The following is a 13,572-nucleotide window of genomic DNA, read 5'->3' on the forward strand; positions in this document are numbered from 1 at the left end:
AAACGCCCGGTTACATTCCGAACCCGGAAGCTAAGCCTTACAGCGCCGATGGTACTGCAGGGGGGACCCTGTGGGAGAGTAGGACACCGCCGAACTCCTTTTATCGGGTTGGACCCGGAACTTCGGTTCCGGGTCCAACCCTTTTTTGTTGTGCGTCACCTGAAGTTCACGTACCGCAACCAACATCCCCCGTATGGGTACTGCTGCAATGCTCAGGGCCGCCGGCGTCGGAGTCGGTGACGAGGTTGTCGTACCGGCGTTCGGGAACGTCGAAGTCGCCGAGGCCGTGGTCCTGGCCGGGGCGCTGCCGGTGTTCGCCGACATAGACCCGCTGACCTACTGCCTGGACGCCGTCGCTGTCGAGGCGGTCATCACTCCGCGGACGGCGGCCGTCGTCGCCGTACACCGCTTTGGTCGGACGGCCGATATCGCTGGGTTGCACGACATCGGGCAGCGGCACGGGTTGTTGGTGCTGGAGCAGGGGGAGTCCGAGGCTCCGTACGACGAGATAGCTCAGCGCCGGGAGCGAGCGTCGTATCTGGACGCGAAGTTGAAGGGCGTGCGCACGCCCGAGGGCGGTGACGGGCACACCTACCAGCAGTACGTCGTGCGCGTGCCCGGTAACGGGCGGCCGGATCGCGACGCATTCGCTCGGGCCGTTCGTGCCAAGGGCGTTGAGTGCCGGGTTCCGGTGAAGACGCCCGTGCATCGGCTGCCGGAGTTCCGGCGGTGTGTATCTCTTCCGGAGACCGAGCGGGCCGCTGATGAAACGTTGGCTCTGCCCGTCGACGCCTCGCTGACCAAGCGGGACTTGCAGAGGGTCGTGTCCGCCTGCAACGCGCTCGGAGGACTGCTCCAGCCCGCCTTCTGAGGCGAATTTGGGAGCACGGGCGTGTTCGGGGTATGATCTATTCCGTTGCCGCGAGGGAAACTTCGCAAAAGGCAGCTGGCCCCTATAGCTCAGTCGGCAGAGCGTCTCCATGGTAAGGAGAAGGTCAACGGTTCGATTCCGTTTGGGGGCTCCGGACAGAAGGCCCCGCCCATTCGGGCGGGGCCTTTCTCATGCCCTTCTCCTGATCTCTTCCTCAGTCCTTGTGGATGCCCGGCACGCGCATCGCCAGGATCGCCATGTCGTCGGACGGGGCGTCCGAGGCAAAGCGTTCGACCGCGCGCATGATGCGGGCCGCGACCGCGCCGGCCGTCAGGCCCGTGCAGGTGGTGAGGACGTCGGCGAGGCCGTCGTCGCCGAGCATGCGGCTGCCTTCGCGGCGCTCGGTGACGCCGTCCGTGACGCAGAGGAGGACGTCGCCCGGGTCGAGGGTGACCGTCTGCTCGTAGAGCTCCAGGTCGTCCATGACGCCGAGGAGTGGCTGGGGTTCGGCGGCCGGTTCGACGGTGCCGTCCTGGCGTAGGCGGAGCGGGAGCGGGTGGCCGGCGCAGACCACCTTCAGCTCGGCACTGCCGTCCTCCTGCGGCCTCAACTCGCCGTAGAGGAGCGTCAGGAAGCGGCTGCGGGCGCCCTCGTCGAGGATCGCGGAGTTCAGGCGCTCCAGCACGGCGGGGCCGCTCAGGCCCTCGCGGGCCAGGAGGCGGAGTGCATGCCGGGCAAGGCCGGTGACCGCCGCCGCGTTCGGGCCCGTACCGCAGACGTCGCCGATGGCGAAGCCGTAGGCGCCGTCGCTGATCGGGAAGAGGTCGTAGAAGTCGCCGCCGACCTCGTTGCCCTCGCCAGCCGCGCGGTAGATGACCTCGACCTCGACGCCGTCGATCTCGGGGAGCTCAGGCGGCAGGAGGCTGCGCTGAAGGGACTGGCTGATGGCTGTGCGCTCGGAGTAGAGGCGGGCGTTGTCGAGGGCGAGGGCGGCTCGGCGGCTCAAGTCCTCGGCGAGTTCCAGGATTTCCTGGCGAAAGTGCTCGTCCGTCGGCTTGCCGAGGGTCAGCATGCCGATGACCCGGTTGCGGGCGACCAGCGGGAGGACCACCGTCTCGCCGCCGACCGCGGACGCCGTGGCCAGGGTGGGGCCGATGCCGGTGCTGATGCGGCCGACGGGCTCGCCCAGGCCCAGGCTGCGCATGGAGGTGCGCAGGGCGGCCTGGTGCGCGGACTCGGCGGGGGCCGACCAGACGCGGGCGCCGGGCGTCGCGATCGGTTCCGGCGGGGGGATCTTGGACAGCAACGACTTGATGCCGTCGATGAGTTCCTCGTCCTCGTGCAGGACGTACGAGAGGTACGGCTCGGAGGCCTGGTCGGCGATCGTGTAGACCGCGCACCAGGTGGCCAGGGTCGGGACCGTCATCTGGGCCATCAGGGCCAGGGTCTGGTCGCGGTCCAGGGTGCCGGCGAGGAGGTCGGAGGCCTCGACAAGGAAGCTGAGGGAGCCTCTGCGCAGGCGTTCGAGTTCGCCGAGGCGGGCGGATTCCACCGCAAGGGCGATGCGGTCGGCGGCGAACTGGAGGCGTAGTGCTTCTTCGTTGGAGTATCTGGCGGGCGCTTCGGCGGCGACGCCGAGGGAGCCGGTGAGGCGCCCCTCGACCTTCAGCGGGACCGTGACGACCGAGCGCATGCCGGTGCCGCGCAGCAGGGGTACGGCGCCGGGGACCATGGTGAGGTCCTCGTGGACCGCGGGCATGCGGGCCGAGCCGTAGCGGCCGGGGCCCGCTTCGACGGGCACGCGCGCGAAGCGCTGGCGGGCGGAGGGCAGGCCGGTCGAGGCACGGACCTCCAGCTCCGTTTCGTCGTCGGTCGCCAGGAGCAGGAACGCGGAGTCGCCGTCGAGCATGTCGCGGGCGCGTTCCACCGTGCGCTGGAGGAGGCCGTCGAGGTCGTCCGGGGCCGGGGAGCCGATGAACACCTCGAAGGGGTCGGTGCTCTGGGACTCGGAGGTGGTGGAGGTGTCGGACGGCGGGACGCGCAGCGGGGTCTGCAGGACGGCGCGTTCGTGGTCCCGGACCAGGAGGCACACCGTGGACGGTTCGCCGTCCGTGTCGCGGACGCGGAGGTGGGAGGCGTAGACCGGGATGACGCGGCCGTTGGCGCCCCTTATGCCGTAGCTGCCTTCCCAGCGCGAGAGTTGGAGCGCCTCCGCGATGCCGGTGCTGGTGCCGGGGGTGTGCGGCCAGGCCGCGAGGTCGGTCAGGGGCTTGCCGATGACCTGCTCCGCGGCGTAGCCGAAGAGATCCTCCGCGTCCTCGTTCCAGGACGAGATGGCGCCCGTACGGTCGATCTGGACCACGGCGACGCGGACGCGGCCGTCGGCGAGCGGGAGGAGGTCGGAGGGCAGGGACGGGCCGGCGGCGCGGGTGCCCACCGGGCGCTCGGGGAGGTCCAGTTGGAACCAGACCTGCTTGTAGGTGGGGGTGTACTCGACGCCCCAGCGGGTGGCCAGGGCCGCGCACAACTGGAGGCCGCGGCCGCCCTCGCGGTCGGGGCTGCCCATGTTGACGGGGGAGCCCTGGAGGGGGATCTCGCGCTCCGGATACCGGTCGGCCACCTCGATCCGCACGCCATCCTCACTGCGCAGACACAGGACGTCCGCGGAGGTGCCCGCGTGCACGACGGCATTGGTCACCAGTTCACTGGTGAGGACTACGGCGTCGTCGACGATGTCGGCGAAGCCCCAGCCCTGGAGGGTGTCGCGGACGAAGGAGCGGGCGCTCGCGACCGATCGCCCGACGGGATCGAAGCTGGCTGCCGCGCGCGCGGTGATCACAGAACTCCTCGTCCGGTTGTCGACGTGCAGGGCTCCGTGGCCGCCCGGGTCGCGCCGCTGGTGCGGCATCTGCGCGCCCGTCGGCCGGTCCGGGGATGGTCCCCCCGGGATCAGTCCGGTGGTCATGTCCGGCTGCCCCTCCGATGCCCGCTCGTGCTCCTCCTGCCACCGCCCAGGCCGGACGGGACCGGCGCGGCTGGACAGCCGCATGCAAGGTTACTTACCTTCGCCGTCCGTGCGGATGCCGGTCTGCAGTGTTTCCGTCCGGAGGGTGTGCGGACGATGTGCGAAGCTGCCGAACTGTTATGGCCGGGTTCAGGCAGGGTGAAACACTGGGCAAGCTTCTTGTGAAGGTCCGGGCAGGCTGAGTGACATTCGCGTACCGCGGGCAGCAGCCCGGGGTGTGGCCTGGTATATCCGGCAGGAATGCCCAGCAGTAACAGGTACACGGGTACGCCGAGCAGTGGAACCCGAGCACAGCAGTAACGGTCGACCCCTGCGGGAGGGACACAGTGGAGTCTGGCGCAGCGACGCGGAGCACTAAGACGCGCGCGAAAGGCGGACCGTCCCTGAAGAACGAGCGCAAGACGCGAGGCGGGACCACTGCGGTGGACACGGCTGCCCTGAACCGGCTGCTGGCGGCCCTGGTGTCGATGCGCGACGGGAACTTCCGGAAGCGGCTCACCGTGTCCGGGGACGGCGTGATGTCGGAGATCGCGGCGGTCTTCAACGAGGTGGCCGACCGCAATCTCCACCTGACGGGTGAGCTGGCGCGTGTGCGGCGCATGGTGGGGCGTGAGGGCAAGCTCACGGAACGGCTGGAGACGGGCGCCTGTGAGGGCTCCTGGGCGGCTGCCGTCGACAACTCCAACGCCCTGGTCGACGACCTCGTACGGCCCGTCTCCGAGGTCAGCAGGGTGCTGTCCGCGGTGGCCGAGGGTGATCTGTCGCCCCGCATGGAGCTGCGGACGCAGGCGCCGGACGGAACCGGGCATCCGCTGCGGGGTGAGTTCCTCAAGGTCGGGCGGACTGTAAACAACCTTGTCGATCAGTTGTCGACGTTCACCGACGAGGTCACACGTGTGGCCAGCGAGGTGGGCACCGAGGGCAAGCTCGGCGGGCAGGCACGCGTGCGTGGCATGTCGGGTTCGTGGAAGGACCTCACGGACTCGGTCAACACGATGGCGTACCGGCTGACTGCTCAGGTGCGGGACATCGCGCTGGTGACCACGGCGGTCGCCAAGGGTGATCTGTCCCGGAAGGTCACGGTTCACGTGGCCGGCGAGATGCTGGAGCTGAAGAACACCGTCAACACGATGGTGGACCAGCTGTCGTCCTTCTCCTCCGAGGTGACGCGAGTCGCGCGCGAGGTGGGCACCGAGGGCGAGCTCGGCGGCCAGGCGCAGGTCCCGGGTGTGGCCGGCGTGTGGAAGGACCTCACCGATTCGGTGAACCTCATGGCCGGCAACCTGACGGCCCAGGTGCGAGGAATCTCGCAGGTGACGACGGCGGTCGCCAACGGTGACCTGTCGCAGAAGGTGACCGTGTCGGCGCGCGGCGAGGTCGCGCAGCTCGCGGACACGATCAACCAGATGACCGAGACGCTGCGGATCTTCGCGGACGAGGTCACGCGTGTGGCCAACGAGGTGGGTGCGGCCGGGCAGCTGGGCGGTCAGGCGAACGTGCCGGGCGCGGCGGGTACCTGGAAGGACCTGACGGACTCCGTCAACACGGTGTTCCGGAATCTGACCATTCAGGTGAGGGACATCGCGGCCGTGACCACGGCGGTCGCCAACGGTGACCTGTCGCAGAAGGTCACGGTCAATGTGGCCGGCGAGATGCTCGAGCTGAAGAACACCGTCAACGGCATGGTGGACCAGCTGTCGTCCTTCGGCTCCGAGGTGACGCGTGTCGCCCGTGAGGTCGGTGTCGAGGGTGAGCTCGGCGGGCAGGCGCAGGTGCCGGGTGCGGCGGGGACGTGGAAGGACCTGACGGACTCCGTCAACACGGCGTTCCGGAACCTCACCGGACAGGTGAGGAACATCGCCCAGGTGACCACGGCGGTGGCCAACGGTGACCTGTCGCAGAAGGTCACGGTCGACGTCTCCGGCGAGATGCTCCAGCTCAAGAACACCGTGAACACGATGGTGGACCAGCTGTCGTCCTTCGCCGACCAGGTCACGCGGATGGCCCGGGACGTGGGTACGGAGGGCCGCCTCGGCGGTCAGGCGGTCGTACCGGGTGTGTCGGGTACGTGGAAGGAGCTCACCGACTCCGTCAACTTCATGGCCGGCAACCTCACCTCTCAGGTGCGGCAGATCGCCCAGGTGACGACGGCGGTGGCCCGTGGTGACCTCTCGCAGAAGATCGACGTCGACGCGCGCGGCGAGATCCTCGAGCTGAAGAACACCATCAACACGATGGTCGACCAGCTCTCCGGCTTCGCCGACCAGGTGACCCGGGTCGCGCGCGAGGTGGGTACCGAGGGCCGGCTGGGCGGTCAGGCGCAGGTGCCCGGCGTCGCCGGTGTGTGGCGGGACCTGACCGACTCCGTGAACGGAATGGCAGGAAACCTTACGGCTCAGGTGCGCAACATCGCCCAGGTCGCCACTGCGGTGGCCCGGGGTGACCTGTCGCAGAAGATCACCGTGGACGCGCGCGGGGAGATCCTGGAACTGAAGAACACGCTGAACACGATGGTGGACCAGCTGTCGTCGTTCGCGGAGGAGGTCACCAGGGTCGCCCGCGAGGTGGGTACCGAGGGCCAGCTCGGCGGTCAGGCCGAGGTGCAGGGCGTCTCCGGCACCTGGAAGGACCTCACCCAGTCCGTGAACTTCATGGCGAACAACCTGACCATCCAGGTGCGTCAGATCGCCGAGGTCACGACCGCGGTCGCCAAGGGCGACCTGTCGAAGAAGATCACTGTTGACGCGAAGGGCGAGATCCTCGAACTCGTCACGACCGTCAACACGATGGTCGACCAGCTGTCCAGCTTCGCCGAGCAGGTGACCCGGGTGGCCCGTGAGGTGGGCACCGAGGGCATCCTGGGCGGCCAGGCGCACGTTCCGGGTGTCACGGGCATCTGGAAGGACCTCAGCGGCAATGTGAACCTGATGGCCAAGAACCTGACCATGCAGGTGCGGAACATCTCCCAGGTCGCGGCGGCCGTCGCCAACGGTGACCTGACGCGGACGGTGACGATCGAGGCGCGCGGTGAGGTCGCGCAGCTCGCCGACACCTTCAACACGATGGTGAAGACGCTGAGTTCGTTCGCCGACCAGGTCACCAAGGTGGCCCGCGAGGTGGGCACGGACGGCATCCTCGGTGGTCAGGCGCATGTGCCGGGTGTGGCCGGTACGTGGAAGGACCTCACCGAGTCCGTGAACCAGATGGCGTCCAACCTGACCGGTCAGGTGCGGAACATCGCCATGGTCACCACTGCCATCGCCAAGGGTGACCTGACCAAGAAGATCGACATCGACGCTCGCGGCGAGATCCTCGAGCTCAAGACGACGATCAACACGATGGTCGACCAGCTGTCGTCCTTCGCCGAGGAGGTCACCCGAGTCGCCCGCGAGGTGGGCACGGAAGGCCAGCTCGGCGGCCAGGCACGCGTGCGTGACGTCGACGGCACCTGGCGCGACCTCACCGAGTCCGTGAACGAAATGGCAGGAAACCTTACTCGGCAGGTGCGTGCCATCGCGCGCGTGGCGACCGCGGTGACCCGCGGTGACCTGAACCTGAAGATCGACGTCGACGCGTCCGGCGAGATCCAGGAACTCCAGGACTACATCAACAAGATGATCGCCAACCTGCGCGACACCACGATCGCCAACAAGGAGCAGGACTGGCTCAAGGGCAACCTCGCCCGGATCTCCGCGCTGATGCAGGGCCGCCGCGACCTGGAGGACGTGGCGTCGCTGATCATGAGCGAGCTGACGCCGGTCGTGTCCGCGCAGCACGGCGCGTTCTTCCTGGCGATGCCGCTGGTCGACGGCAAGGACATGAGCGCCGAGAGCGAGGACCAGTACGAGCTGCGGATGCTGGGGTCGTACGCCTACTCGATGGGGTCCATGCCGACGTCGTTCCGGCCCGGGGAGGGCCTGATCGGGACGGCCGCCATGGAGAAGCGCACGATCCTGGTCGAGAACGCGCCCAGCGGCTATCTGAAGATCTCCTCCGGGCTCGGCGAGGCCCCGCCCGCGCAGGTGATCGTCCTTCCGGTGCTGTTCGAGGGCAAGGTGCTCGGCGTGATCGAGCTGGCCTCCTTCACCCCCTTCACCCAGATCCAGAAGGACTTCCTCAACCAGATCGCCGAGATGATCGCGACCAGCGTCAACACCATCTCCGTCAACACCAAGACCGAGGTGCTGCTGAAGCAGTCGCAGGAGCTCACCGAGCAACTCCGTGAGCGGTCGGCGGAGTTGGAGAACCGGCAGAAGGCCCTCCAGGCGTCCAACGCGGAACTGGAGGAGAAGGCCGAGCTGCTGGCCCAGCAGAACCGCGACATCGAGGTCAAGAACACGGAGATCGAGGAGGCGCGGCAGGTCCTGGAGGAGCGTGCCGAGCAGCTCGCCGTCTCCATGCGCTACAAGAGCGAGTTCCTCGCCAACATGTCGCACGAGCTGCGTACGCCGCTCAACTCGCTGCTGATCCTCGCCAAGCTGCTCGCCGACAACGCCGAGGGCAACCTCTCGCCGAAGCAGGTCGAGTTCGCCGAGACCATCCACGGCGCCGGCTCCGACCTGCTCCAGCTGATCAACGACATCCTCGACCTGTCGAAGGTCGAGGCGGGCAAGATGGACGTCTCCCCGACGCGTATCGCGCTCGTCCAGCTCGTCGACTACGTGGAGGCCACCTTCCGCCCGCTGACCGCGGAGAAGGGCCTGGACCTGTCCGTACGGGTCTCGCCGGAGCTGCCCGCCACGCTGCACACCGACGAGCAGCGGCTGCTGCAGGTGCTGCGGAACCTGCTGTCCAACGCGGTGAAGTTCACCGACTCCGGCTCGGTGGAGCTGGTCATCCGGCCCGCCGGGATGGATGTGCCGCAGTCGATCCGGGAGCAGCTGCTGGAGGCCGGTTCGCTGACCGAGGCCGACGCGCCGCTGATCGCTTTCTCGGTGACCGACACGGGCATCGGGATCGCGGCCAGCAAGATGCGGGTGATCTTCGAGGCGTTCAAGCAGGCGGACGGCACGACCAGCCGCAAGTACGGCGGTACAGGGCTGGGGCTGTCGATCTCGCGGGAGATCGCGCAGCTGCTCGGCGGGGAGATCCACGCGCAGAGCGAACCGGGGCGCGGTTCGACGTTCACGCTGTATTTGCCGCTGCACCCGAGCGAACTGCCTCCGCACGGCTACCAGCAGCAGCTGCCGGCCCTCGACCCGGGCGACCTGGTGGCCTCGGCCGCCGATCTGTCGGAGCTGTCCGACGTGGAGATCGAGACGCCGGCCGAGGTGCGGTCGTACCGGGAGACTCAGAACGGCGCCGCCGCGCTCTTCAGGCGCCGCCGCCGGGCCGCGACCGAGCTGGAGCAGCGGCCGGTGCAGCAGGAGCAGTGGTCGGTGGCGGAGCAGCAGGCGGTGCCGCAGTCGTTCCGGGGCATCCGGTTCGGCGGTGAGAAGGTGCTGATCGTCGACGACGACATCCGTAACGTCTTCGCGCTGACGAGCGTCCTGGAGCAGCACGGCCTGTCCGTCCTGTACGCCGAGAACGGCCGTGAGGGCATCGAGGTCCTGGAGCAGCACGACGACGTGGCGGTCGTCCTGATGGACATCATGATGCCGGAGATGGACGGGTACGCGACGACCACGGCGATCCGCAGGATGCCGCAGTTCGCCGGGCTCCCGATCATCGCGCTGACGGCCAAGGCGATGAAGGGCGACCGGGAGAAGGCGATCGAGTCGGGCGCGTCCGATTACGTGACGAAGCCGGTCGACCCCGATCATCTGCTGGCGGTGATGGATCAGTGGATGAGGGAGCAGTGACAGGAACCAACAGTGTTCACACGGAGTTGCTGACTCAGTGTGCTCGAAGCCGTGTAGAAGTGCGGGATTCGGGGAACCTTCTGGTCTCCTGCTGCGTTTCTGCTACGTGCACAGTGACATCAGGGTGACAGGGTGTGGCGACAGGCGGGGTGCGGCTACCATGACCGGCACGAGGACGGGCGGCGTAAGGGAGTCGTCCCCTGGGGCGGAGCCCGGTGCACTGCCGGGGCGAGGAGGGCGGGCCATGGTGCAGAAGGCCAAGATCCTCCTGGTCGATGACCGGCCGGAGAATCTGCTGGCGCTGGAGGCGATCCTCTCTGCGCTCGATCAGACCCTGGTGCGGGCATCGTCCGGGGAGGAAGCGCTCAAAGCACTGCTGACGGACGACTTCGCGGTCATTCTGCTGGACGTCCAGATGCCGGGAATGGACGGTTTCGAAACCGCAGCGCACATCAAGCGGCGGGAACGGACCCGGGACATCCCGATCATCTTCCTCACCGCGATCAACCACGGCCCGCACCACACCTTCCGCGGCTACGCGGCGGGCGCGGTGGACTACATCTCCAAGCCGTTCGACCCGTGGGTGCTGCGGGCGAAGGTCTCCGTTTTCGTCGAGCTGTACATGAAGAACTGCCAGCTGCGCGAGCAGGCGGCGCTGCTGCGGCTCCAGTTGGAGGGCGGCGGCAAGGCCGGAGGCGCCGAGTCGAAGGAGCCGGCGGGCCTGCTGGCCGAGCTGTCGGCGCGGCTCGCCGCGGTCGAGGAGCAGGCCGAGGCGCTGTCCAAGCAGCTGGACGACGAGTCGGCGGACGCGGCGGCGGTGGCCACAGCGGCCCATCTCGAACGCAAACTCACGGGACTGCGGCGGGCGCTGGACGCGCTGGAACCGGGCGCCGGGAGTGCGTCCTCGGTGCCTTCGCAGAACTGACGGTGCGACGGCGCCGGTTGGCGGGGAACCTCCTCGCGGAAGCGCGGGATCGTCCTGTGCGTGACCGGTCAGTGAACCGGCGTCAGTTCGCCGCATCGGCAAGGGCGACACGAACGGGTGAAGCAGTGGGCACACGTGTCCACTGTCTTCTCCACCGGTAACCTCACATCCATGGCCTCACGTTCCTCCGCAGCCAAGAAGCCGCCCGCGAAGAAGGCGGCCGCTTCAGCGAAGGCTCCGGCGAAGAAGGCCGCCGCCAAGAAAGCCCCCGCCAAGAAGGCGCCGGCCAAGAAGGCCGCGGCGAAGAAAGCCGCGCCGCCGCCGAAGCCCGCACCGAACCCCACCGGGGGCATCTACCGGCTCGTGCGCGCCGTCTGGCTCGGGCTCGCGCATGCCGTCGGCGCGGTGTTCCGCGGCATAGGGCAGGGCGCGAAGAACCTCGACCCCGCCCACCGCAAGGACGGCATCGCGCTGTTGCTCCTCGGCCTCGCGCTGATCGTCGCCGCCGGCACCTGGTCCAACCTGCGCGGTCCCGTCGGTGACCTCGTCGAGATCATCGTGACCGGCGCCTTCGGCCGGCTCGACCTGCTCGTGCCGATCCTGCTCGCGGTCGTCGCCGTACGGTTCATCCGGCACCCCGAGAAGCCCGAGGCCAACGGCCGTATCGTCATCGGACTGTCCGCGCTCGTCATCGGCGTGCTCGGCCAGGTCCACATCGCCGTCGGCTCGCCCGCCCGCAGCGACGGCATGCAGGCCATAAGGGACGCCGGCGGGCTGATTGGCTGGGGTGCGGCGACCCCGCTGACGTACACCATGGGCGAGGTCCTCGCCGTACCGCTGCTCGTGCTGCTCACGATCTTCGGTCTGCTCGTGGTCACGGCCACCCCCGTCAACGCCATCCCGCAGCGGCTGCGGCACCTGGGCGTGAAGCTCGGCATCCTGCCCGACCCCGACGAGGACGAGGAGTTCGCCGAGGACGACCAGCGCTACGACGACCAGTGGCGCGAGGCCCTGCCCGCGTCGCGCGGCCGCAGGCGCGGTCCGGCCCCCGAGGCGTACGACCCCGACAGAGCCGAGCAGGAGGCCCTCTCGCGGCGTCGCGGGCGGCCGAGGCGCTCCGCGGTGCCGCAGCCCGAGATGGACCGTCCCATGGACGCTGTGGACGTCGCAGCGGCCGCCGCTGCCGCGCTCGACGGCGCCGTGCTGCACGGGATGCCGCCCTCGCCGATCGTCGCCGACCTCACCCAGGGCGTCAGCGTGGGCGACCGCGCGGAGACCACCCCGGTGCCGACGCCCGTCCCGGCCGCGCGCCCCAAGCAGGAGAAGCTGCCCAAGGGCGACGTCCCGGACCTGACCAAGTCCGGGGTGCCGGACCTCACCAAGGCCGCGCCCGACGAGATCCGCGACCTGCCTCCGCGCGCCGAACAGCTCCAGCTGTCCGGTGACATCACGTACTCGCTCCCGTCGCTCGACCTGCTCGAGCGCGGCGGCCCCGGCAAGTCGCGCAGCGCCGCCAACGACGCCATCGTCGAGTCGCTCACCACCGTCTTCACCGAGTTCAAGGTCGACGCCCGCGTCACCGGCTTCACGCGCGGGCCTACGGTCACCCGCTACGAGGTCGAGCTCGGGCCCGCCGTGAAGGTCGAGCGGATCACCGCGCTGACCAAGAACATCGCGTACGCCGTCGCCAGCCCGGACGTGCGGATCATCAGTCCGATCCCCGGTAAGTCCGCGGTCGGCATCGAGATCCCCAACACCGACCGCGAGATGGTCAATCTCGGTGACGTGCTGCGCCTCGCGGCCGCCGCCGAGGACGACCATCCGATGCTGGTGGCGCTCGGCAAGGACGTCGAGGGCGGCTATGTGATGGCCAACATCGCGAAGATGCCGCATGTCCTGGTCGCCGGTGCGACCGGTTCCGGTAAGTCGTCGTGCATTAACTGCTTGATCACTTCGGTCATGATGCGCGCGACCCCTGAGGACGTCCGCATGGTGCTGGTCGACCCCAAGCGCGTCGAGCTGACCGCGTACGAGGGCATCCCGCACCTGATCACGCCGATCATCACCAACCCGAAGCGGGCCGCCGAGGCCCTGCAGTGGGTCGTACGGGAGATGGACCTCCGGTACGACGACCTGGCGGCGTACGGCTACCGGCACATCGACGACTTCAACGAAGCCGTCCGGAGCGGCAAGGTGAAGGCGCCGGAGGGCAGTGAGCGCGAGCTCCAGCCGTACCCGTACCTGCTGGTCATCGTCGACGAGCTCGCCGACCTGATGATGGTCGCGCCGCGTGACGTCGAGGACGCGATCGTGCGCATCACGCAGCTCGCGCGCGCGGCCGGCATCCACCTGGTGCTCGCCACCCAGCGGCCGTCGGTCGACGTCGTCACCGGTCTCATCAAGGCGAACGTCCCGTCACGGCTCGCCTTCGCCACCTCGTCGCTCGCGGACTCGCGCGTCATCCTCGACCAGCCCGGCGCCGAGAAGCTGATCGGCAAGGGCGACGGCCTGTTCCTGCCGATGGGCGCGAACAAGCCCACGCGTATGCAGGGCGCTTTCGTGACCGAGGAAGAGGTCGCGGCGGTCGTCCAGCACTGCAAGGACCAGATGGCGCCAGTCTTCCGGGACGACGTCGTCGTGGGGACGAAGCAGAAGAAGGAGATCGACGAGGACATCGGCGACGACCTCGACCTGCTGTGCCAGGCGGCCGAGCTGGTGGTCTCCACGCAGTTCGGGTCGACGTCCATGCTGCAGCGCAAGCTGCGTGTCGGGTTCGCCAAGGCCGGGCGGCTGATGGACCTCATGGAGTCACGGGGCATCGTCGGGCCCAGCGAGGGATCCAAGGCTCGTGACGTTCTTGTGAAACCTGATGAGCTGGACGGCGTGCTTGCCGTGATCCGCGGGGAGGCTTAAAGGGAGTCCGGGGCGGAAACGGCCCCGATGGTCGCCG

General features: G+C 68.7%; 5 protein-coding genes, 1 tRNA gene and 1 rRNA gene. 6 read left to right on the forward strand and 1 reads right to left on the reverse strand.

All coding sequences use genetic code 11. The features are described from left to right. From rrf to ACZ7L6_RS26900, 3 genes are all read left to right on the forward strand, one after another. Nucleotides 1-95: ribosomal RNA gene (gene rrf / locus ACZ7L6_RS26890) — 5S ribosomal RNA — on the forward strand; the annotation flags it as partial. A 113-nt stretch (nt 96-208) separates the two neighbouring features. Then, entirely contained in the window at nt 209-871 is a 663-nt protein-coding gene (locus ACZ7L6_RS26895) for a DegT/DnrJ/EryC1/StrS family aminotransferase (protein WP_471928582.1), read from the forward strand. A 78-nt stretch (nt 872-949) separates the two neighbouring features. Next, nucleotides 950-1,022 (forward strand) — tRNA-Thr (locus ACZ7L6_RS26900). A gap of 63 nt (nt 1,023-1,085) precedes the next feature. Here the strand turns inward: ACZ7L6_RS26900 and ACZ7L6_RS26905 are convergent. Continuing rightward, nucleotides 1,086-3,836, reverse strand: a complete 2,751-nt coding sequence (locus ACZ7L6_RS26905) for a SpoIIE family protein phosphatase (RefSeq protein ID WP_471928138.1) — start codon at nt 3,834-3,836, stop codon at nt 1,086-1,088. Between the two features lie 386 nt (nt 3,837-4,222). Between ACZ7L6_RS26905 and ACZ7L6_RS26910 the strand changes: the two genes are divergently transcribed. The 3 genes from ACZ7L6_RS26910 (at nt 4,223) to ACZ7L6_RS26920 (ending at nt 13,535) form a co-directional block, all read left to right on the forward strand. Next, nucleotides 4,223-9,697 (forward strand): HAMP domain-containing protein, encoded by a 5,475-nt coding sequence (locus ACZ7L6_RS26910; RefSeq protein ID WP_471928140.1) that lies wholly within the window; start codon nt 4,223-4,225, stop codon nt 9,695-9,697. Between the two features lie 244 nt (nt 9,698-9,941). Next, a complete protein-coding gene (locus ACZ7L6_RS26915; protein ID WP_471928142.1) occupies nt 9,942-10,622 on the forward strand; it encodes a response regulator in 681 nt (226 codons plus the stop codon). Nucleotides 10,623-10,793: 171 nt separating this feature from the next. Next, the gene (locus ACZ7L6_RS26920; RefSeq protein WP_471928144.1) at nt 10,794-13,535 is read left to right on the forward strand and encodes a DNA translocase FtsK; all 2,742 of its coding nucleotides are present in this window, start codon (nt 10,794-10,796) and stop codon (nt 13,533-13,535) included. Nucleotides 13,536-13,572 lie beyond the last annotated feature (37 nt).

It is taken from the genome of Streptomyces sp. NPDC107522 (genome assembly GCF_055657525.1).

Bases quoted from the DNA above. Each gene is read 5' to 3' on its own strand.
- ACZ7L6_RS26895 (WP_471928582.1), top strand. From the start codon at position 209: ATGCTCAGGGCCGCCGGCGTCGGAGTCGGTGACGAGGTTGTCGTACCG.
- ACZ7L6_RS26915 (WP_471928142.1), top strand. From the start codon at position 9,942: ATGGTGCAGAAGGCCAAGATCCTCCTGGTCGATGACCGGCCGGAGAAT.
- ACZ7L6_RS26905 (WP_471928138.1), bottom strand. From the start codon at position 3,836: ATGACCACCGGACTGATCCCGGGGGGACCATCCCCGGACCGGCCGACG.
- ACZ7L6_RS26920 (WP_471928144.1), top strand. From the start codon at position 10,794: ATGGCCTCACGTTCCTCCGCAGCCAAGAAGCCGCCCGCGAAGAAGGCG.